This window comes from Oleiharenicola sp. Vm1, assembly GCF_047777955.1.
GTDB lineage: Bacteria > Verrucomicrobiota > Verrucomicrobiia > Opitutales > Opitutaceae > Didemnitutus.
Genome location: NZ_CP180537.1, coordinates 2,378,344 through 2,398,661, shown reverse-complemented (window position 1 = coordinate 2,398,661; position 20,318 = coordinate 2,378,344). Strand labels below are relative to the sequence as shown.

23 protein-coding genes and 2 pseudogenes are annotated in these 20,318 nt (G+C 69.4%); 9 read left to right on the top strand and 16 right to left on the bottom strand.

Annotated features, from left to right (window positions below; all coding sequences use genetic code 11):
• Positions 1 to 3: 3 nt before the first annotated feature.
• Entirely contained in the window at positions 4 to 744 is a 741-nt protein-coding gene (locus ACMYLB_RS11795) for an acyl-[acyl-carrier-protein] thioesterase (RefSeq protein ID WP_415907200.1), read from the bottom strand.
• Entirely contained in the window at positions 741 to 2,132 is a 1,392-nt protein-coding gene (locus ACMYLB_RS11790) for a glutamate--tRNA ligase (RefSeq protein ID WP_415907199.1), read from the bottom strand. The genes ACMYLB_RS11795 and ACMYLB_RS11790 overlap by 4 nt, the downstream gene beginning before the upstream one ends.
• Positions 2,133 to 2,235: 103 nt before the next feature.
• Between ACMYLB_RS11790 and ACMYLB_RS11785 the strand changes: the two genes are divergently transcribed.
• Entirely contained in the window at positions 2,236 to 2,994 is a 759-nt protein-coding gene (locus ACMYLB_RS11785; RefSeq protein WP_415907198.1) for a M14 family metallocarboxypeptidase, read from the top strand.
• Here the strand turns inward: ACMYLB_RS11785 and ACMYLB_RS11780 are convergent.
• Both ACMYLB_RS11780 and ACMYLB_RS11775 read right to left on the bottom strand, forming a co-directional pair.
• Positions 2,978 to 3,259 carry a hypothetical protein gene (locus ACMYLB_RS11780; protein ID WP_415911146.1) on the bottom strand — a complete coding sequence of 94 codons (282 nt, stop codon included), beginning with the start codon at positions 3,257 to 3,259 and terminating at the stop codon, positions 2,978 to 2,980. The genes ACMYLB_RS11785 and ACMYLB_RS11780 overlap by 17 nt on opposite strands.
• Positions 3,260 to 3,405: 146 nt before the next feature.
• Positions 3,406 to 3,825: pseudogene (locus ACMYLB_RS11775) on the bottom strand (pseudouridine synthase); the annotation flags it as partial.
• A gap of 206 nt (positions 3,826 to 4,031) precedes the next feature.
• Here ACMYLB_RS11775 and hpf point away from each other — a divergent pair.
• The 6 genes from hpf (at position 4,032) to ACMYLB_RS11745 (ending at position 9,919) form a co-directional block, all read left to right on the top strand.
• Positions 4,032 to 4,409 carry a ribosome hibernation-promoting factor, HPF/YfiA family gene (hpf, locus tag ACMYLB_RS11770; protein ID WP_415907197.1) on the top strand — a complete coding sequence of 126 codons (378 nt, stop codon included), beginning with the start codon at positions 4,032 to 4,034 and terminating at the stop codon, positions 4,407 to 4,409.
• A 181-nt stretch (positions 4,410 to 4,590) separates the two neighbouring features.
• Positions 4,591 to 6,129: a histidine ammonia-lyase gene (gene hutH / locus ACMYLB_RS11765; protein ID WP_415907196.1), complete on the top strand. Its 1,539-nt coding sequence runs from the start codon at positions 4,591 to 4,593 to the stop codon at positions 6,127 to 6,129.
• A 13-nt stretch (positions 6,130 to 6,142) separates the two neighbouring features.
• Positions 6,143 to 7,828, top strand: coding sequence for a urocanate hydratase (gene hutU / locus ACMYLB_RS11760; protein WP_415907195.1), 1,686 nt, complete (start codon positions 6,143 to 6,145; stop codon positions 7,826 to 7,828).
• An 8-nt stretch (positions 7,829 to 7,836) separates the two neighbouring features.
• Positions 7,837 to 8,721, top strand: a complete 885-nt coding sequence (locus tag ACMYLB_RS11755) for a formimidoylglutamase (RefSeq protein ID WP_415907194.1) — start codon at positions 7,837 to 7,839, stop codon at positions 8,719 to 8,721.
• Positions 8,718 to 9,728 (top strand): amidohydrolase family protein, encoded by a 1,011-nt coding sequence (locus ACMYLB_RS11750; protein ID WP_415907193.1) that lies wholly within the window; start codon positions 8,718 to 8,720, stop codon positions 9,726 to 9,728. The genes ACMYLB_RS11755 and ACMYLB_RS11750 overlap by 4 nt, the downstream gene beginning before the upstream one ends.
• Positions 9,686 to 9,919, top strand: a complete 234-nt coding sequence (locus ACMYLB_RS11745) for an amidohydrolase family protein (protein WP_415907192.1) — start codon at positions 9,686 to 9,688, stop codon at positions 9,917 to 9,919. The genes ACMYLB_RS11750 and ACMYLB_RS11745 overlap by 43 nt, the downstream gene beginning before the upstream one ends.
• Before the next feature lie 10 nt (positions 9,920 to 9,929).
• Here the strand turns inward: ACMYLB_RS11745 and ACMYLB_RS11740 are convergent, their stop codons facing one another.
• The 12 genes and pseudogenes from ACMYLB_RS11740 to ACMYLB_RS11685 form a co-directional block, all read right to left on the bottom strand.
• On the bottom strand, positions 9,930 to 11,246 hold the full coding sequence (locus ACMYLB_RS11740) for a glycoside hydrolase family 28 protein (RefSeq protein ID WP_415907191.1): 1,317 nt from the start codon (positions 11,244 to 11,246) through the stop codon (positions 9,930 to 9,932).
• Between the two features lie 31 nt (positions 11,247 to 11,277).
• Positions 11,278 to 11,802: a MaoC family dehydratase gene (locus ACMYLB_RS11735; protein ID WP_415911067.1), complete on the bottom strand. Its 525-nt coding sequence runs from the start codon at positions 11,800 to 11,802 to the stop codon at positions 11,278 to 11,280.
• Positions 11,803 to 11,804: 2 nt separating this feature from the next.
• Positions 11,805 to 12,326, bottom strand: a complete 522-nt coding sequence (locus ACMYLB_RS11730) for a MaoC family dehydratase (RefSeq protein ID WP_415907190.1) — start codon at positions 12,324 to 12,326, stop codon at positions 11,805 to 11,807.
• A gap of 3 nt (positions 12,327 to 12,329) precedes the next feature.
• The gene (locus tag ACMYLB_RS11725; protein ID WP_415907189.1) at positions 12,330 to 12,551 is read right to left on the bottom strand and encodes a hypothetical protein; all 222 of its coding nucleotides are present in this window, start codon (positions 12,549 to 12,551) and stop codon (positions 12,330 to 12,332) included.
• A 58-nt stretch (positions 12,552 to 12,609) separates the two neighbouring features.
• Positions 12,610 to 13,209 (bottom strand): annotated as a pseudogene (locus ACMYLB_RS11720) (HpcH/HpaI aldolase/citrate lyase family protein); the annotation flags it as partial.
• Between the two features lie 22 nt (positions 13,210 to 13,231).
• Positions 13,232 to 13,660 (bottom strand): sensor histidine kinase, encoded by a 429-nt coding sequence (locus ACMYLB_RS11715; protein ID WP_415907188.1) that lies wholly within the window; start codon positions 13,658 to 13,660, stop codon positions 13,232 to 13,234.
• Positions 13,606 to 14,940, bottom strand: coding sequence for a response regulator (locus ACMYLB_RS11710; RefSeq protein ID WP_415907187.1), 1,335 nt, complete (start codon positions 14,938 to 14,940; stop codon positions 13,606 to 13,608). The genes ACMYLB_RS11715 and ACMYLB_RS11710 overlap by 55 nt, the downstream gene beginning before the upstream one ends.
• Before the next feature lie 160 nt (positions 14,941 to 15,100).
• Entirely contained in the window at positions 15,101 to 15,808 is a 708-nt protein-coding gene (locus tag ACMYLB_RS11705; RefSeq protein ID WP_415907186.1) for a response regulator transcription factor, read from the bottom strand.
• 182 nt (positions 15,809 to 15,990) lie between these two features.
• Entirely contained in the window at positions 15,991 to 16,335 is a 345-nt protein-coding gene (locus ACMYLB_RS11700; RefSeq protein ID WP_415907185.1) for a P-II family nitrogen regulator, read from the bottom strand.
• A gap of 14 nt (positions 16,336 to 16,349) precedes the next feature.
• Positions 16,350 to 17,693: an ammonium transporter gene (locus ACMYLB_RS11695; protein ID WP_415907184.1), complete on the bottom strand. Its 1,344-nt coding sequence runs from the start codon at positions 17,691 to 17,693 to the stop codon at positions 16,350 to 16,352.
• A gap of 212 nt (positions 17,694 to 17,905) precedes the next feature.
• Complete coding sequence (locus ACMYLB_RS11690) at positions 17,906 to 18,463, bottom strand: YqgE/AlgH family protein (RefSeq protein ID WP_415907183.1); 558 nt, start codon at positions 18,461 to 18,463, stop codon at positions 17,906 to 17,908.
• A 44-nt stretch (positions 18,464 to 18,507) separates the two neighbouring features.
• Positions 18,508 to 19,026 (bottom strand): deoxycytidylate deaminase, encoded by a 519-nt coding sequence (locus ACMYLB_RS11685; RefSeq protein ID WP_415907182.1) that lies wholly within the window; start codon positions 19,024 to 19,026, stop codon positions 18,508 to 18,510.
• 84 nt (positions 19,027 to 19,110) lie between these two features.
• Between ACMYLB_RS11685 and ACMYLB_RS11680 the strand changes: the two genes are divergently transcribed.
• Both ACMYLB_RS11680 and ACMYLB_RS11675 read left to right on the top strand, forming a co-directional pair.
• Positions 19,111 to 19,863 carry a Nif3-like dinuclear metal center hexameric protein gene (locus ACMYLB_RS11680; RefSeq protein ID WP_415907181.1) on the top strand — a complete coding sequence of 251 codons (753 nt, stop codon included), beginning with the start codon at positions 19,111 to 19,113 and terminating at the stop codon, positions 19,861 to 19,863.
• A gap of 10 nt (positions 19,864 to 19,873) precedes the next feature.
• Positions 19,874 to 20,311: a type II 3-dehydroquinate dehydratase gene (locus ACMYLB_RS11675; RefSeq protein WP_415907180.1), complete on the top strand. Its 438-nt coding sequence runs from the start codon at positions 19,874 to 19,876 to the stop codon at positions 20,309 to 20,311.
• Positions 20,312 to 20,318 lie beyond the last annotated feature (7 nt).

The following is a 20,318-nucleotide window of genomic DNA, read 5'->3' as shown; positions in this document are numbered from 1 at the left end:
GGGTCAAAATCCCACCGCGCCTTGCGCGTGCAGCTCCGCGCCGCTCCGCACCGCAAAGACGCCGCGCTCGCCGGCCCGCTCGAGGGCGACCTGCACGGCGGCGACTCCCGGCGAGACTTCCTTGAGAAACTGCATCTCGACCGCCCGCGGCCGGACCGGCAGCGCCTGCCGGCTCAGCGCGGTCTGCAGGCAGTCGAGGTAGGCGGTGTTGTTCAGGTGCGCGTTGCCGTCGAAGTCCGAGTAGCGCAGCGACACCTCCGTCGCCGCCGCGCCGGCCGCGGGCGGCTCGAAGCGGAGCTTGTCCAAGTCCGGCCGGAACACCTCCGCCTGCCCGACGGGGAAACGCTCCGCCAGGTCGCCCGGCACGCGCGTGAGCGACTTCGTGCGCAGGTTGATGTAGAGCCAGAGCGTGGAGGCGCGCAGCACCAACTCGTCGCCGCAGTAGAGCCGCAGGTCGCGATAGCCGCGGAAGCCGCGGATGCCGGCCGACCAGGTGCGCACCGTCACTTTCTCCTCGTAGCGCGGATAGCGCGCGATCTCGACCGCGATGCGATTCAGCACCCAGCTTTCGCCGAGCGCCGTCATCGCCTTGGCGCCGAGACCGTAGACGTCGGCGTGCTTGATCGCCGCCTCTTGCAGCAGCTTGAAGACGCCCGCGAGGGTCATCACCTGGTCGCGGTCGACGTCCCAGTAGGACACCGCCGATTCCAGAGTGAAGACCTCGCTCATGGCGCCCGGGCTCACGCGCCGGCGAACTTCTGCAGCCGCGCCAGCACCCGCTCCTTCCCGAGCACGCGGAAGATGCTCGTGATGCTCGGGCCGGCGTTGGTGCCGGTGACCGCGAGGCGGGCGATGCCCTGGTAGTCGCCGAAGCCGAGTTGCTTCGATTCGGCCAGCGCCTTGAGCGTGGCCTCGATGGCGGCATCGGTCGAGAAATCCATCGCGGGCAGCGCCGCGATCAGCTCGGCGAGGCGCGCCTTCGGGTCGCCCTTGGCCATGAGCTTCTCCTTCACCTTGGCGTCGATCGGGAAGTCGTCGGTGAAGAAGTAGACGGTGTAGGCCGCGAGCTCGTCGATGGACTTAATCTTCGGCTGCGCCAGCAGCATGATCTCGCGGAAGTAGGCCTCGTGCGCGAGCACCGCGGCGCCGTTCGGCTGTTTCGCGAAGTAGGCTTTCGCCTGCGCGAGGAACTTCTCCGCCGGCAGCTCCAGCAGATACTGCATGTTGAGGTTCGCGAGCTTCTTGTGGTCGAACTTCGCGCCGCTCTTGTTCACCGCCGGCAGGTCGAAGAGGCGCACGATCTCGGCAACCGACATCTTCTCGCGATCGTCGCCGGGATTCCAGCCGAGCAGCGAGATGTAGTTCACCAGCGCCTCGGGCAGGAAAAAGCGCTGTTGGTATTCCTCGATCAGCGCCCCCTTGTCGCGCTTCGACATCTTGCCCTGTCCCATCTCGGGCGACTTCAGGATGAGCGGGATGTGCGCGAAGATCGGCGGCGTGACGCCGAAGCCCTCGTAGAGGCGCACGTGCTTGCTGGTGTTCGAGAGGTGATCCTCGCCGCGGATGATGTGCGTGACCTTCATCGTGATGTCGTCGACGACGTTCACGAAGTGGAACACGGGGTTGCCGTCCGAGCGGAAGATCACGAAATCCTCGTCCTCCATGCGCTCGACGCGGCCGCGGATCTGGTCGTCGATCACGACCGGGTCGCTCTTCACCTTCTCGACCTCCTTCTTGCGGTGGTCGTCGAAGACGCGGTAGCGCTCGCCGAGCATCTTGAACCAGATCGCGCCGTCCTTCTCGTAGGCGCGGCCGTTGGCCAGGAGCTTCTGCTTGTATTCCTCGTAGAGGGCGCCGCGCTGGCTCTGGCGATACGGGCCGTAGGCGCCGCGCTCGCCGACGCCGTTCGGATTCGGACCCTCGTCCCAGTCCATGCCCAGCCAGGTCAGGCTGTCGTAGATCAGGCGGAGGAACTCCTCGCTGTTGCGCGCCTGGTCGGTGTCCTCGATGCGCAGGATGAACGTGCCGCCGGTGTGGCGGGCGTAGAGCCAGTTGAACAGCGCCGTGCGGGCGCTGCCGATGTGGAAGAAGCCGGTCGGGCTGGGTGCGAAGCGGACGCGAACCTGGGACATGGGAAAAGGGAGAGCGACCAGTGGACACAAGGGAACACAAATTTCCAAGCCTGCTTCCATTCGAGTTGCCTCCGGCGCAATCCTGACTGCCTTGCTCGGCGCGATGACGCCCACGCCGCCGTTCGATCCCGCCACCTTCATTCCGCAATTCGACGCCGCCGCGCGCCGCGCGGGCTTCACCGCCGAGCCGTTCGGCGAAATCCATGGCTACGCGCTCAACGCCTACACCAAGCTCGCCGCCCCGGACGCGCCGCGTCTCTACGTCTCGTCCGGCATGCACGGCGACGAACCGGCTCCGCCCTGGGCCGTGCTGGAGCTGGTGGAGCGCGGCTTCTTCGATTCCCGTGCCTCGTGGTGGATCTGCCCGATCCTCAATCCCACCGGCCTCGCCCTTGGCAAACGCGAGAACTTCGCCGGCGTCGATCTCAACCGCGACTACAAGCAGCCCGCCTCGGCCGAGATCCGCGCGCACGTCGCCTGGCTCGAACGCCAGCCGGACTTTCACGCGACCTTCTGCCTGCACGAGGACTACGAGGCGCAGGGTTTCTACCTCTACGAGCTGAATCCGGAGCAGCGTCCGACGCTGGCGGATGCCGCCCTCGCCGGCGCCGCGCGGCATTGTCCGATCGAGCACGCGGCGGTCATCGACGGCCGCGAGGCCGCGGCGCCCGGCATCATCCGGCCGGTGAGCGATCCGCTGCTCCGCGAGCAGTGGCCGGAGGCGATCTACCTGCGCCACCAGCACACGCCCCTCACCTACACCTTCGAGTCGCCGACCATGCTTCCGCTCCCCGCCCGCGTCGCCGCGCACTGCGCCGCGCTGCGAGCCGCGGTCGACGCGCTGCTCACGCCGTCGCGTTAGCCGCGAAGGTGCGCGCGACGAACGCGTCGATCAGCGCCTGCGCCTCGGCGGCCGGCAGGTTCAGGCGCCGCTCAGCGAAGCGCGCGAGATCCGCCGGCCACGGCGCCGTGAGCACGTAATCCATGCGCGCCGGGCGCAGGTCGATGGCCGCGCAATGCAGCGCCTGGCGCGTGAGCGGCAACAGCGCGCTGTGCCGCGCGGTCCAGCCCTGCTCGGCAAATTCGAGATAGAGCGCCGGATCCGGTCCGTAGAGCTTGTCGCCCACCACGCGCCGGCCCAGCCACTCGGCGTGGGCGCGGATCTGGTGCTTGCGGCCGGTGTGCAGCTCGATCCCGGCCAGCGTGAAGCCCCCGCGTGCGGCGAGGGGTGGAAAATCGTCCGCGCCTCCTGCGCGCCCGCCGAGCCCGACTCGACCACCCGCTGCTTCACGGTGACGTTGGCGCTCGAATCCGGGCCAAGCGGCTGGTTCACCTCGACCGAGGCGGCGAGCTCCCCCTCGAGCAGGGCCACATAGGCTTTGCCGACGAGGCGCTTGCCGACGGCCTTTTGCAGCCGGCTGCCGGTGGCCTCGTCCTTGGCCAGAATAATCACTCCAGAAGTCTCGCGATCGAGCCGATACACGAAACGGATGGTTTGCAGCCCCATGCCTTCGCGCAGCGCCCCCGCGAGGCTCGACCACGGTCCGTTCTTGGACGGGTGGACGACGAGCCAGCCGGGCTTGTCGATCACCAGCAGCCGAGCGTCCTCGAAGCGCACCCAGCCGGGCAGATCCGCGGGATTTACCAGCGGCGCCTCGGGCGGTGGGAGCGGTTGGCCGTCAAGGAGGGACATGCGGGGACGTTCAAAATTATTGTGTGTTATAACCGACACCTCGAGGTTGCCTCCGCGCCGGCATGGGCTATGCGTGTGGGTGTCGAATGAAGCACTTTCCCACAAGGAAAGAATCGCCGGCCCGCTCGGGCGGCACCTTCGACATACCGCACACCGCCGAGAGGGACTCGGCCGTCGTGCTTTTCCCCAACCCAAAAAGGATACCCATGAATAGCTCCCACGGCTCCCACGAAGTTATCGTTACCGGCATTCACCTCGATCTGACCCCGTCCCTGAAGTTCTACGTTCGAGAGAAAATGGAGCGATTGTTTCGACACGAGAGCCACATCGTGCGCGTGAAAGTCGAACTCGAGTGCGACCGGCAGCACCTCAACGACAACAAGTTCATCGCCAAGGGTCACATCCAGGTCCGCGGCCCCGACATCAACGCCACCGTCAGCTCGGAGGACTGCCACAAATCCATCGACCTGCTCGTCGACAAGCTCGACCAGTCCCTCCGCAAGCGCCACGGCATGGCCAAGGACAAGCGCAATCACCCGCACGCCGTCGAGTGGCAGGACGTCTCGCTGCCCAAGGCGATCTGACCGCCGCTCCTGCGGTCCCGTCTTCGAGCCCGCCGCCCGGCGGGCTTTTTCTTTGTGCCGCGCGCCGCGTCCGAAAGCAGAAACCGCCACGCGCCCGGTATCGTTGCTAATGGTCCGAACGGAGTAAGCCTTTTCGGTTTTCAAACGCCGCGGCGACGCCTTCTATGACACGACCTTCGCTATGCCCGGCACCCTCCCCCTCTCCGGCCGCGACCTCACCCTCGCCCGCCTGCGGCGCGCGCTCGCCCGCCGCGAGAAGATCGCCCTCACCGCCGCCGCCCGTCGCCGCATCCGCGCCTCGCGCGCCATCGTCGACCGTCTCCACGACGACCCGACGCCGCACTACGGCATCAACACCGGCTTCGGCGTCCTCGCCCACCAGCGCGTGCCCGCCAGCGATCTGGAGAAGCTCCAGGAGAACCTGATCCTCAGCCACGCCGTCGGCGTCGGCGACGAGGTGCCCGCCGAGATCGTGCGGCTCATGCTCCTGCTGAAAGTCAACGGCCTCGCCGTCGGCATGTCGGGCGTGACGCCCCAGGTCGTCGACACCCTGGCGCGCTTCTACAACGAGGACGCGCTGCCCGTCGTCTACACCAAGGGCTCGCTCGGCGCCTCGGGCGACCTCGCGCCCCTGGCCCACCTCGTCCTGCCCCTGCTCGGCCTCGGCGAGATGACTTTCCGCGGCCGCCGCCAGCCTGCGCGCGTCGTCCTGAAGCGACTCGGCCTGGCGCCGTTGAGGCTCCAGTCCAAGGAGGGCCTCGGCCTGATCAACGGCACGCAGTTCATGTCCGCCTACGCGGTCCATTGCCTGCTGCGCGTCGAGAACCTGCTCAAGACCGCCGACCTCGCCGCCGCGACGACGCTCGAGGCCGCGCGCGGCAGCGCCTCGCCCTTCGACGCCCGCATCCACGACGCGCGCCCGCATGCCGGCCAGCGCGACGTCGCCCGCAACGTCCGCACGCTCCTCGCCCGCTCCGAGATCCTGCCCTCGCACGCGAACTGCGGCAAAGTCCAGGACCCCTACTCGCTCCGCTGCGTGCCGCAGGTCCACGGCGCCGTCCGCCTCGCCTACGCCCACGCCCGCCAGGTCGTCGAAACCGAGATCAATTCCGCCACCGACAACCCGCTCATCTTCGAGAACGGCGACGTGGTCAGCGGCGGCAACTTTCACGGCGAACCGCTCGCGTTCGTCATGGACTACCTGGCCATCGCCACCGCCGAGCTCGCGTCGATCTCCGAGCGCCGCATCTACATGCTGCTCCACGGCGACACCATCGGCGACCTCAAGGTCCCGAAGCTGCTCATGAAGGACACCGGCCTGAACTCCGGTTTCATGATCCCGCAATACACCGCGGCCGCGCTCGTGTCGGAAAACAAGGTCCTCGCCCATCCCGCCTCCGTCGATTCGATCCCGTCCTCGCTCGGCCAGGAAGACCACGTCTCGATGGGCTCGATCAGCGCCACGAAGCTCCTCGAGGTGGTGAAGAACACCGAGACCGTCCTCGCGATCGAGTTCATGTGCGCCGCCCAGGGCCTCGAATTCCTCCGTCCGTTGACGGCCGGCCGCGGCGTCGAGGCGGCCTTCGCCGCCGTGCGCCGCGTGATCCCGTTCGCGCAGGCCGACCGTCTCTTCCACGACGACGTCCAGACCGCGCTCGCCCTCGTGCGCAGCGAGCAGCTCGTCGCTGCCGCGGAAAAGCGCGCCGGCAAACTCCTCTGATTCGGAACACCCCATGCCGAAACCCCAAACGAAGATCCCTGCGTCCCGTCCCCGCCCCGTCCGCGCCCCGCGCGGCACGATGCGCACCTGCCAGTCGTGGGCCGCGGAGGCCGCGCTGCGCATGCTGCAGAACAACCTCGACCCCGAGGTGGCCGAGCGCCCGAACGACCTCGTCGTCTACGGCGGCCGCGGCAAGGCCGCGCGCAACTGGGCCTGCTTCGACGCCATCCTCGCCGCGCTGCCGAAGCTCGCGCCCGACGAGACGCTGCTGGTCCAGTCCGGCAAACCGGTCGGCGTCGTCCGCACGCACGTCGACGCGCCGCGCGTGCTCCTCGCCAACAGCAACATCGTGCCGGCCTGGGCGACGCAGGAGCGCTTCGACGACTTCGAGAAACGCGGCCTGATGATGTATGGCCAGATGACGGCCGGTTCGTGGATCTACATCGGCACGCAGGGCATTTTGCAGGGCACCTACGAGACCTTCGCCGAGTGCGGCCGTCAGCACTTCGGCGGCACGCTCGCCGGCCGGCTCTGCGTCACCGGCGGCTGCGGCGGCATGGGTGGCGCGCAACCGCTCGCCATCACGATGGCGGAAGGCACCTGCCTCATCGCCGACGTCGACAAGTCCCGCCTGCAAAAACGCGTCCACGACCGCTACCTCGACGAGATCGCCCCCTCGCTCGACGAGGCGATCGATCGCGCCGTGCTCTACGCCGAGCACCGCAAGGCCCTCAGCGTCGGCGTCGTGGCCAACATCACCGATCTCCTCGAGCGCCTGCTCGCGCGCAAGATCGCGGTCGACGTCCTCACCGACCAGACCAGCGCGCACGATCCGCTCGTCGGCTACGTCCCCGTCGGCTACGACCTCAAGGCCGCCGCCAGGCTCCGCAAGGCGGACCCGAAGAAATACCAGAAGCTCTCGCTCGCCTCGATGGCCCGCCACGTGAAGGCGATGCTCAAGCTCCAGCAACGCGGCGCGAAGACCTTCGACTACGGCAACAACCTCCGGCAGCACGCGCTCAACCAGGGCGTGAAGCGCGCGTTCGATTTCCCGGGCTTCGTGCCGGCCTACATTCGCCCGCAATTCTGCCTCGGCCGCGGGCCGTTCCGCTGGGTCGCGCTCTCCGGAGATCCGGCCGACATCGCGGCGACCGACCGCGCGATCATGGAACTCTTCCCCGCGGACCAGGCGCTGCATCGCTGGCTGAAGATGGCCGGCGAGCGCGTCGCCTTCCAGGGCCTGCCCGCGCGCATCTGCTGGCTCGGCCTCGGCGAGCGCCACCGCGCCGGCCTGCTCTTCAACCAGATGGTCGCCGACGGCCGCGTGAAGGCGCCGATCGTCATCGGCCGCGACCACCTCGACTGCGGCTCCGTCGCCAGCCCGAACCGCGAGACCGAGGCGATGAAGGACGGCTCCGACGCGATCAGCGACTGGGCGATCCTGAACGCGATGGTCAACATCGCCAGCGGCGCGTCGTGGGTCAGCTTCCACCACGGCGGCGGCGTCGGCATCGGCTACAGCCAGCACGCCGGGCAGGTCGTCGTCGCCGACGGCACGCCCGAGGCCGCGCGCCGCCTCGAGCGCGTGCTGACGAACGACCCGATGATGGGCGTCTTTCGCCACGCCGACGCCGGCTACGCGCAGGCGCAGGAGTGCGCCGAGCGGCTGAACGTCCCCATCCCGATGAAGCCCTGGTGAACGGAACCATGAAACCGATCCCCCACCTCATCCCGGCGCAGTGGCCGGCCTCGCTTTCCGCCGCCCGCTTCGCGTCGACGTTCCGCACCGAGAGTCCCGATGGCTGCGCGGTCGCGCTGCTCGGCCTCCCGGACGACCGCGGCGTGTGGATGAACAACGGCCGCCCCGGCGCCGACCGCGGGCCGGCGGCGTTTCGCGAGGCCCTCGGCCGCTACGGCGCCGCCCAACCGGCCGCGGGCGACCTGCCGCGCGTGTTCGACGCCGGCAACGTCGAGGTCTCCGACTCGCTCGAGGAAACCCACCGCCGCGTGACGGCCGTCACCGGCGCCTTGCTCGACGCCGGCCTGTTCCCCATCGCCGTCGGCGGCGGGCACGACCTCACCTACCCGTTCGTGCGCGCGGTCGCCGCGCGCTTTCCCAAGCCGGTGGGCGTCTACTTCGACGCGCACCTCGACGTGCGCGAGACGACGGGCTCCGGCATGCCGTTCCGGCGCCTGGTGGAGGACTGCGGCGTCCGCGGGCTGCACCTGCACGGTTTCCGCCCGCTGGTGAACTCGCGCGAGCACTTCGCCTGGTTCAAGGCGCACGGCGGAACCGCGCACCCCGACCGCGCCAAAGTCGCGCTGCCGCGGGCGAAGCACCTCTTCGTCAGCTTCGACCTGGACGTCCTCGACGCCGCGCAGGCGCCGGGCGTCAGCGCGCTGAATCCCTCCGGCTGGTCCGTCGCCGACGCCGAGCGCTGGGTGCACGCCTGCGGCGCGAACCGCACCGTGCGCTGCTTCGACCTGATGGAACTGAACCCCGCGCACGACGCCGACGGACGCACCGCGCGCGTCGCCGCGCATTTGTTCCTGACGTTCCTGCTCGGCTTCGCTAGGCGTCCGGGCCGATGAGCATCCTCGTCCGCAACGCCCGCCTCCTCACCCTCGCCGGCCCCGCCGGTCCGCGCCGCGGCCAGGCGCTGCGCGAACTGGGCGTCATTCCCCAGGGCGAGGTGCTCGTCGTCGACGACAAGATCGCCGCCATCGGCGCCAAGGTCGACGCCCCGGCCGACGCGCAGGTCATCGACGCCGCCGGACGCGTGCTGCTGCCGGGCTTCGTCGACTGCCACACCCACGCCTGCTGGGCCGGCGACCGGCTCGACGAGTGGGAGCAGAAGCTCAACGGCGTCCCCTACCTCGACATCCTGAAGGCCGGCGGCGGCATCCACTCCACCGTGCGGGCCGTGCGCGAGGCCACGCAGAAGCAGCTCGCCGCCAGCCTGCGCGAGCGCCTCGGTCAGATGCTGCGCGGCGGCACGACGACCGTGGAGGTGAAGAGCGGCTACGGCCTCCAGACCGAGGCCGAGCTGAAGATGCTGCGCGCCATCCGCCGCGCCGCCAGCGACTGGCCGGGCACGGTCGTGCCGACCGCGCTTCTGGGCCACGCGGTCGAGGGCGACGTGGAGGACTATTCGCGCATGGTGACGAAGGAGATGCTCGCCGAGGTGTCGCGCGAGTTCCCCGACATCGCCGTCGATGCGTTCTGCGAGAAGGAGGCGTGGACGGTCGAGGCCTGCGTGCGGCTCTTCGAGAAGGCGCGCAAGCACCACCCGATCCGGGTGCACACCGACCAGTTCAACTCGCTCGGCATGATCCCCGAGGCGATCCGGATGCACGCGCGCAGCGTCGACCACCTCGAGGCGGCGACCAAGGCCGACCTGACGGCGCTGGCCGAGTCGAACACCTTCGGCGTCATCCTGCCCTGCACCGGCCTGCACACGGACCAGCGCTTCGCCAAGGCCGGCTTCTTCGTCGACCGCGGGGCGCGCTCGCGCTCGCGACCAACTGCAATCCCGGCTCGTCGCCGACCCACTCGATGCCGCTGGCCATCGCCACCGCGGTGCGCTTCTGCGGCCTGATGCCGGCCGAGGCGATCACCGCGGCGACCTACAACCCCGCGCAGCTGCTCGGGTTCTCCGATCGCGGCTCCCTCGAGGTCGGCAAGCGCGCCGACCTAATCCTGCTCCATCACAAGGACGAGCGCCAGCTCGCCTACGAACTCGGCGGCAATCCCGTCGATCTGGTCGTTTGCGGGGGCAAGATCGCCTGAGCGCCGGCGCTCAGTGCTCGCCCGGGCGCTCCGGCGGCGCGACACCCTGGCGGATGTCCTTCGTCACGCGCTCGAAGACGGGATGGTCCGCATCCCGCACCTCGAAGTCGCGCTCGGCGCTGAGCGCGACGTCGCGGAACGTGATGGCGCGGATCGGGCTGTCCGGCAGGCCGACGACCTTGCCCGCCCGGCGCGAGCCGGTGATGGTGACGTCGTCGATCAGCACGTCCTGGATCGACGGCACCTTGGTCGGGTCGCCGCGAAAGTCCGGCCGGTTGTTGTCGGTGTAGTCGAGCTGGAGCACGATGGCGTTCTCGACGTTCTTCATCGTGATGCCGGTGTAGCGGACGTTGCGCACGGGGCCGCCGGCGCCGCGCATGGATTTGATCCGGATGCCGTTGTCCGTGCCCTCCAGCGTGCAGTTCCGCACGAGCATGTTGCGCACTCCGACCGTGGTCTCCGAGCCGATGGAGATGCCGTGGCCGTGGCGGATGGTGCAGTTCTCGATCAGGATGTTCTCGCCGCCGGACTTGATGACGATGTCGTCGTCGCCGGTGTCGATCACGCAGTCGCGGATCAGGAAATTGCGGCCCGGGCCGGGATCGATCGCGTCGGTGTTCGGCGCGCTGCCGTCCCACGGGGCGAAGACCTTCACCCGCTCGATGGTGAGGTCGTTGGTGCGCTTCGGCACGAGGTGAAACATGGAGGAGTTCCGCAGCGTGACGTCCGCCACCCGGAGCCGCTCGCAGTCCTCGATCACGATCAGGTGCGGGCGGCGGTAGACGATGCGGCCGGGCTCGGTTTTCGCGGCATTGCGCGCGGCGCGCTCGGACCATTTCCACCAGTGGGCGCCGCTGCCGTCGATGGTGCCGGGGCCGGTGATGGCGACGTCGTGCAGCTTCTTGCCGCTGATCAGCGGATCAGGCGTGCGGAACTTCTCCCGCGCCTCGGCCTGGCTCTTCAGCCTTTCCGGCTCCGGCAGGCCGAGCTCCGTGAAGGTCACCGGCGCCTGGATGACCGCGCCCTCCTCGAGGTGCAGGTCGAGCTGCGAGCAAAGCTTGAACGGCCCGGTGCGGAACGTGCCCTTCGGCACGACGAGCTGCCCGCCACCCGCCGCGGCGACGGCGGCGATCGCCCGCTGAAACGCCGCCGTGTTCATCGTCGCGGCGTCGCCGACCGCGCCGTAATCCGTCAGCCGGAAGGTTCGCGCCGGGATCGCAGGCAGCGCCGGACGCAGGGTTTCGACCGAGGAGACATCGACGGCCGCGGCCGTCAGGGCGGCCACGCCGCATGCGGCGGACAACAGGACAACGGCCAGGAATTTCATGGCCGGATGATGCCCGCCGGCCGCCGGGACATCAATAGCCCGCTGCGTCGTAGGGGCCCTGCCCGCGGCCGTAAATCAGGATCATGCGCTCGAACGTGCAGACGAGGCGACCGTCATGCGTCCGCGCCGACGTGCGCACGTGGATGATGCCCTGGCCGGGCCGCGACTTGGATTCCCGCTTCTCCAGCACGGTCGACTCCGCGTAGACCGTGTCGCCCGCCCGCACCGGACCGTGGAACTTCACGTTCTTCCACGCCAGATTCGCGACGATCTTGGAAAAGGTCTTCGTCATCATGCCGGTGAGCACGGCGAGCACGTGCGTGGGATTGATCGGCAGCGGGCCGCGCCCGAGCTGCGCGTGGAAGTGCAGGTCGGTGAACGCCGGCGACTGGTCGAGGGCGCGCAGCGTCTGCTGCATGCTCTCGTCGGCCGTGAAGGTCTTGCCGGGGCGGTGCTCGTAGGTCTCGCCCACGACGACGTCCTCGAAGAACAGGCCCATGCGCTCGAGAAAGACTCCCGGCGCGACTTCGATGTGCGAGGCGTGGCGCGGTTCCATGGTCAGTAGTCCAGGCGGGTGAAGTCGTCGTGGCCGGCCCGCGCGATCAGCGCCTCCCAGACGAGGATCGCGACGGTCTCGCCGCGCTGGTTGCGGCCGAGGGTGCGCACCTTCACGCGGCCGGCGTGAGGCGTGTCGGGATTCGCCGCGTGCTCGAGGATCTCCGACTCGGCGTAGAGCGTGTCTCCGCCGAAGGTCGGCTTCGGCAGCGTGATCTCGTCGAAGCCGAGCAGCTGGACGCGCTTGGCGAAAGTCTTCCACGTCATCCCGAGCACCACCTTCGTCGTCAGCGTCGAATCCATCAGGCACTTCTTCCACTCGCCGTGCGCGGCGAACTGCTCGTCGAAGTGCAGCATCTGCTGGTTGAGCGTGTCGAGGCACTCGTCGCGGCTGTCCTGCTGCGAGAGCGTGAGCCCCGGGCGGTGCTTGAATTTCTGGCCGGCGACGAACTGCTCGAAGTCGAGGCCGAAGCGCTCGCGGTAGCGCTTCTCGCCGGTCGGCACGTAGGCGGAAAACGGGTTCATGGGTCAGAGGCCCGCGCGGGCCAGGACGCGCTGGGCGGAACGATACATCGGCACGTCGATCATCTGGCCGTCGATCGCAGCCACGTTGCCCTGCGCCGCGGCGAAGGCGGCGACGATCCGCTGCGCGCGCTCGACCTGCGCCGCGGGCGGCTGGAACGCGGCCTTGATCGCCGCGCACTGCCGCGGATGCACCGCGAGCTTGCCCGCGAAGCCCAGGGCGCGCACGCGCGCACTCCTCCGCCAGGCCGGCCTCGTTCTCCAGTTCGATGAACGGCTGGTCGAGCGCCAGCACGCCGGCGGCGGCCGCCGCGTGCACCACCTGCGTGCGCGGCCAGAGCAGCGCGTCCCAGGTCGGCTCGCCGCCCGTCTCCGCCGACAGGTCGAAGCCGCCGAACGCCAGCGCCGCCACCTGCGGCGAGGCGGCGGCGATCTCCGCCGCGTGCCGGACGCCCAGCACGGTCTCGATCAGGCAGACCAGGCGCGGCGCGCCGAAAAGTTTCCGCCCCGCCTCGTGCACCTCGGCGGCGGACTCGACCTTGGGCAGCACGACCGCATCGAGGCGCAGCGCGGCGGCGTTGAGCGCGTCGAGATCGGCGCGGCCGTGAGCCGAGCGCAGGTCGTTCACGCGCACGGCGGTCACGAAGGGCGGCAGGCCGACGCGTCCGCGCTGGGCCAGCCAGGCGATCGTCCCGGCGCGCACGCGATCCTTCTCCGGCGCGGGGACGGCGTCCTCCCAGTCGATGATGATGCCGTCGGCTCCGCTCGCGGGAGTCTTCTCGAAGCGCTCGGGGCGGGTGCCGGGGGTGAACAGCAGCGATGTGAACCGGGGGACGGCAGGGACATCGCCGGCACTGAAAGGCTTTTCGTTCCGCGAGGGAAACAAAAAGCGGCCGCCGGGCGCCGCCTCAGCGCGGGAGCCGGTCCGCCGCGATCGAGAAGTCGCAGTTCACGCGCGTGCCCAGCCCCGGCTGCGAGTCGACGACGAAGACGCCGCCGATCATGTTGGCACGGTATTCCATCAGCCGCAGGCCGCCCTTGCGCAGCGGGCGCGCGTCCGCGTCGAAGCCCCGGCCGTCGTCCGCGATCGTGAGCCGATACTCGTCCGGGCTGGTCGCCGCGAGCGTGACCTCGATGTTCTTCGCCTCGCCGTGGCGGACCGCATTGTTGATCGCCTCCTGCGAAATGCGGTAGAGCTGCACACCGGTGAGGTGATCGCACTCGAACTGCGCCGGGCAGCGGAAGCGGCAGCGCACGCGCTGGATCGCCTCGGTGCTGTCGGTCAGCTCCTGCAGCGCGGAGAGCAGTCCCCGGCCTGCTCCAGCTGCACGGGGCACAGGCCGCGGGCGAGCGCGCGCGACTCGAGCGTGGCGTCGTTCGACAGCGCGGCGATGACGCGCGCCTGTTCCGCGCTGTCGGAGTCGCTCCGCATCAGCCGGTCGCGGAGGGCGGCGGCGAGGCAGGCCAGGCCGGTCAGCTTCTGGCCGAGCCCGTCGTGGAGGTCGGCGCCGATGCGCTGCTGTTCGGCATCGATGACCGTGAGCAGGCGCTGTTCGAGCCAGCGGCGCTCGGTGACATCGCGGCCGAGGAAGATCACGCCCACGCCGGGGCTGCCGACGGCGTAGAAGTCGGCGTGCCATTCGCGCTCGTTGGCCTGCCCGCGCAGGGTGAAGCTCACCTCCTCGCTGCGGCGGGCGCGCTCGACGGCCTCCCGGCTCTGCGGGAACACGTCGGTGAAGACGGCGCCGGAGATCGTCTCGGCGGCGATGCCGCAGTGTTCCAGCCGGCCGCGGGCCTCGATCACGCGCCCGGACACGTCGAGCCGGCCGACGATCACGGGCAGGTTCCGCATGATGTTGTCGAGCAGCTGCGCCTGGCGCAGCCGCTCCTCCTCCGAGCGGACGCGCTCGGTGATGTCGATCGCCGCCAGGCCCTGGAGCTGCCGGTCGGATCCGAGCGACATGGGGAAGGTCGTCACGAGCCAGCAGCGCTCCTGGTGGCGCAGGATCCACGGCGTCGCGCTTTCCCGCCGGCGCAGGTCGCCGTCGAAGTCGCGGATGTGTTCCTCGAAGAGTCGATTCTGGAACAGCGGCGCGCCCTCCGCGTCACAGATGGCGACGGCGCACGGGACGTTGTGCATGAAGAGCTCGAACTGGCTCTGGCTCTGGCGGAGCTCGTTCAGGGTGTTGCGATGCCGGAGCGCGTAGCGGATCGAGCGTTCGAGCTGGCCGGTGGTGAGTCCGTTCTTGCAGAGGTAGTCGGCGGCGCCGGCCCGCGTGGACTCGAGGTCGATCTCGGCGCTGTCGTGGCCGGTCAGCAGGATGACGGGCAGGTCGCGATTGCTGGCCTGCGCCATCCGCACCAGTTCGAGGCCGGATTCCATGCCGAGCCGGTAGTCGAGGATCGCCACGTCGTGGCCGCCGCGCTCGAGCGCCTCGAGCCCGGCGACGTAGCTGGGCGCCCACTCGAGCTGGTAGGTGGCAAAGGTGTTGCGCCCCAGCAGGTGCGAAACGATGTGGAAGTCGTGCTCGTCGTCGTCGACCACGAGCACGCGCAGCGGCGGAGCGGCCGGCACGGGCGCGGGTTGCGGCAGCGGTTGGTTCAACGGCGGGTTCAAGGGAGAAGGCGTGGACGCGCGCCGCGGCGGACGGGAGCAGGCGCGGGTCGGCGACCGGGCGGACGGTAGCACAATCGTCCCGTTTTGCACCTCGGGTTTCGCGCGGCGGCGCCGGACCGCCCGGCGGTCCGCGGGCGCGCCGCGGCCGCGCCCCGGCAGGCTAGACGCTGTCCTGGGACTTCACCCACTGGATCGCGTAGCGCACGAGATCGGCGCCGGAGTCGAGGTTGAGCTTCAACTTCAGGTGCTCGCGGTAGGAATCGATCGTCTTGACGCTGAGATTGAGCCGCTCGGCGATCTGGCGCGTCGCGTAGCCGTTGCCGATGAGCTGGAAGACCTCCATCTCGCGGTCGCTGAGGCTTTCGACCGGGGACGTGACCTCGCCGGTGCGGTTGTTGACCAGCCGCGACAGCATGCGCGCGCGCACCCGTTCGCTGATGTAGAGCTCGCCGGCGGCGATCTTTTCGAGCGCCTCGACGACCTTCTCGCTCGCCTCGTGCTTCATGAGGTAGCCGCGGGCGCCGGCGCGGAGCGCGCGCTCGGCGAAGAGGTCCTCGTCGTGCATGGAGACGATCAGGATGAGCAGGCCGGGCGAGTGCGCCTTGAGGTTCTTGGTCAGCTCGATGCCGTTCGCGGAGCGCAGCGCGATGTCGACGATGGCGATGTCCGGCTCGAGTTTCGTGGCCAGCTCCATGGCCTGCGCGGCGTTGTCGGACTCGCCGACGACGGTCAGGCCCGGCTGCTGACTGATGAGCGTCCGCAAGCCCTGGCGCGTGATCGGATGGTCGTCGACCAGCAGGATTTTCTTCGCGGCCGCCGGGGCGTGAGAGGCGGCAGTGCCGCCTTCGATGGGCGTAGTGGCCTTCATGCAAGCGCATTGAACGGCTGCGACTTCTGCACGGGCAAGCCAAACGGCATGGGGGATTCCCCCATTGTGCCGGAGGCGCGCGCCGCTCGTTGCCACGCGCGGCCCAAAGGCAAAGGCCGCGCGGCGTTGGACGCCGCGCGGCCCTTGTTGGTGTTAGGTGTGTCAGTGACGCCGTGTGGCGGTCAAATCGCGGTGCCGCCGCGCTCGCCGGTGCGGATGCGGATGCACTCCTTGAGTTCCTGGATGAAGATCTTGCCGTCGCCGACCTCGCCGTCCTTGCCGGACTTGGCAGCCTTGAGGATGGCGTTGACGGTGATGTCCTCGAACGCGTCGTTGCAGGCGATCATGATCTGGATGCGCGGGATCAGGTTCGGGATGACCTTCTGGCCGCGGTGGAACTCGATTTCCTGCTGTTGGCCGTGGCCGGAGACGCGGCTGACGGAGATGCGCTCGATTTCGGCGTCGATGAGGGCCTGGCGGACCTCGTCGAGTTTCTCTTCGCGGATGATGGCGGTGATAAGCTTCATGGTCGGGGCGCTCCTTAGTTGAGGTTGTTGAGGCCGTAACCGCGCTCTCCGTGGAGCTCATGGTCCATGCCCGCGCGTTCGGCCTTCTCGCTGAGGCGCAGGCCGATGGTCTTCTGCACGACCAGGCCGATGATGAGCGTCATGACGGCGGCGAACGCCACCGTGGCGCCGACGGCCTTGAGCTGGACGAGGAGCTGCTGCCCCACGCCCCAGCCGGCGACCTTGGTGCCGGCGTCCGCCCACCAGGCGTCGCGGATGAAGAAGGTCAGGCCGATGGCACCGATGATGCCGCCCGCGCCGTGCACGCCGAACGCATCGAGCGTGTCGTCGTAGCCGAACTTGCTCTTGAGCGTGATGACGAAGAAGCAGCCGAGCGCGGCGATGGCGCCGAGCGCGATGGCGCCGGGGACCGCGACCACGCCCGCGGCGGGCGTGATGGCGACGAGACCGGCGAGGACGCCGGAGGCCCAGCCGAGGCTGGTGGCGCGGCCGTGCGCGATGGCTTCGATCAGCACCCAGGTGAGCGCGCCGGTGGCGGCGGCGACCTGCGTGACGGTGAGCGCGCGGGCGGTGTCGAGATTGGAGGCGACGGCGGAGCCGGCGTTGAAACCGAACCAGCCGACCCAGAGCAGACCGGCGCCGAGGAGCACCATGGTGAGATTGTTCGGCGAGGTGGAGAGCTTGGGATGGCCGACGCGGGGGCCGATGAGCATGCAGAGGACGAGGCCCGAGACGCCGGAGGAAATGTGAACGACGGTGCCGCCGGCGAAGTCGATCGCGCCCTTGGCGCCGAGGTTGAAGAAGTAGCCGTCCGAGGCCCAGACCCAGTGGGCGAGCGGGCAGTAGACGAACAGGATCCAGAGGGTGATGAACGCGATCCAACCGCGGAAGCTGACGCGCTCCGCCACCGCACCGGCGATGAGGGCCGGGGTGATGATGGCGAACTTGCCCTGGAACATCGCGAAGACGTATTCCGGCACGTTCGAGCTCATGATCGTCTCATCGATGCTCTTGAGGAAGAGCAGGCCGGGGTTCCAGCCGATGAAGCCGCCGAGGGCGTTCGAGCCGAAGCTCAGGGCATAGCCGACGACCGCCCACAGGACGCCGACGACGGCCATCGAGATGAACGAGTGCATCATCGTGCCGAGCACGTTTTTCGTGCGAACAAGGCCGCCGTAGAACAGCGCCAGGCCGGGCACCATCAGCAGCACGAGCGTGGTGGAGACGAGCATCCAGGCGGTGATGCCCGAATCGACCGTCGGCGCCGGCGGCGTCGCGGACTGCGCGAGCGCGAGGGTTGGCAAGGAGAGCAGCGCAGCGGCAGCCGCGAGCTTCCGGAGTGGGTTGGTGTGTCTCATGTGTGTTATGGGGTATGTGACCCGGTCGGCTAACGCAGAGCCCGTGCCAACCGCGCCGCAGCGCGCGTGTCATCCGGAAAAATTTCATGCGACCGCCCTCGGCGCGACCAACTCGCATGAACGCGCCGGGCCCGCCGCCGCCGCTCGCGGCGCGCGACGCGCGGGAGACTGGACCGCGACGGGACGAGGCCGTCAGCCCCGCGTCCGGCAGCTCAATTCCGCGAAGGATCTTCCGGCTCGTCCGCGAGCAGTTTCAGCTCCGGATCGAGCGAGCCGAGGATCATGCGCCACAGCGCCGGGCCGTCCTCGGCCCCGAGGTTGTAGTCGGCTGGGCCGGCGACGAACCACGTGTGCTGCTTCATCTCGTTTTCGAGCTGACCCTTCCCCCAGCCCGCGTAGCCGAGGAATGCGCGCAGCGTGTAGCCGGGCTCCGCCACGATCGCGGCGGCCCGCTCGGGATCGAGGCCGAACTGCAGCTCGAACTCCTCGGCGGCGTCACGCCAGCGCCACGCGGCGAGGATCAGTTTCTCCGTCTCGACCGGACCGCCGGAGTAGACCGGCACCTTGGCCAGCGGGCCGAGCGCGAAGTCCGGGCTGATCTCGTCGAGCCGGCGGCGCAGCGGCCGGTTGATCACGACGCCGAGGGCGCCGTCGGCGTCGTGAGCGGACATGAGCACGACGGTGCGGCCGAAATTCGGGTCCTTCATCGCCGGATGCGCGAGCAACAGGCTGCCGGCGAGATTCGCCTGGGGACTGCGGCGGGCTTTCATGCGAGGAAGGACAGCGCGGGCGGGCGATCGGCCGCGGCGCCGGTTCAGAGCTGGGTGATCTTCACGCCCGCGTCGGCGAGGATCGGCGCCACGAACGGGTCGTTGTTGTAGTTGGCGTGATACTTGATTTCGGCGATGCCGGCCGCCGCGAGGATCTTCGCGCAGTTGATGCACGGGTAGTGCGTCACGTAGGCCGTGCAGCCCTCGACGCTGGAGCCGCGGCGCGCGGCGTCGGCCACGGCGTTCTGCTCGGCGTGCACGGTGGCGGTCTCGTGGTTGTCGCGGATGCGCGAGACGTGGGGCGTGCCCGGCAGCCAGCCGTTGTAGCCGGCCGCGACGATGCGGTTGCGGCGCTCGCCGCCCGTGACGATGACGCAGCCGACGTTCAGGCGCTCGCAGTTGGAGCGCGACGAGATGAGCGTGGCCGTGGCCATGAAGTATTCGTCCCAGCTCGGCCGGTGGTCGAAGCGGTCGGTCGCCTCGGCGATGAGGTCGATCGGGCTCGGATGGGCGATGCCGCGCGGGGCGGCGGCGGGAGCGGTAGGATTCGGGCCAGCCTCCATGCCGCCACGGTGTCCGAGCCCCGCACCCTGGCAAGCCTCACCTGCGTCTTGCGCGCGCCCGCCGCACGCCTCAACCTGCGGCGAATGGCCTCGCTGCACCAACTTGCCGACTACTGCGACCGACGCACCCGCCGCTCGGCGTTCAAGGACTACCCGGGCGCCGTCAACGGCCTCCAGGTGGCCAACGACGGACGCGTGACCAAGATCGGCGCGGCGGTCGACGCGGGCCTGGTGCCGTTCGAGAAGGCCGTCGAGTGCGGCGTGGATTTCCTCGTCGTGCACCACGGCCTGTTCTGGGGCGGCGCGCAGCCGCTGGTCGGCCCGGCCTACGAGCGCTACGCGACGCTGGTCCGCGGCAACTGCGCCGTCTACTCCTCACACCTGCCGCTCGACGCGCACCCGGACCTGGGCAACAACGTCCTACTCGCCCGCCAACTCGGCCTGCGGCCGAAGGGGCGCTTCCTCCCCCACGACGATGCGTTCATCGGCTGGACCGCGCCGAACAAGTTCAAGCGCACCCAGCTCCGCAACCGCCTCGAGGAGCTCTACCCGCGCGTCGTGGCGCTGGAGTTCGGCTCGGCCCACCCCAAGCAGGTCGCGTTCTGCAGCGGCTCGGGCAACAGCGCCATCGCCGCCCTGCCCGCCACCGGCGTCGACACGCTCGTGACCGGCGAGCTGCGCGAGGAGTGGTTCAATTTCGCCCAGGAGCAGCGGCTCAACGTCTACTGCTGCGGCCACTACGCCACCGAGACGCTCGCCGTGAAGGCCCTCGCCGCCGAGCTGGCGAAGAAGTTCCGCCTCCCCTGGGTCTTCATCGACACCGAAAACCCGCTCTGATTCCCGCGCGATGAAAACCTTCGCCATCCTCCACGGCCCCAACCTCAACCGCCTCGGCAAACGCGAGCCGCAGATCTACGGCACCGCGACGCTGCGGGACCTGGAACGGCTCATCCGCGCCGAGGCCCGGCGTCTCGGCGTGCGCGTCGTGTTCTTCCAGTCCAACCACGAGGGCGCGCTGATCGACCGCATCCACGCCCTGGCCGACCGCGGCGTCGCCGGTTTCGTGGTGAACTTCGGCGCCTACACGCACACCAGCATCGCCCTGCACGACGCGCTCAAGAGCGTCGCGCCGCTCCCGGCCGTCGAGGTCCACATCTCGGACATCACGAAGCGCGAGAAATTCCGCCGCCACTCCTACACCGCCGCCGCGTGCATCGCGATGATCAGCGGCAAGGGCTTCCCCGGCTACCTCGAGGCGCTGCAGCGGCTCGCCGCCCACGGCTGACGCGCCG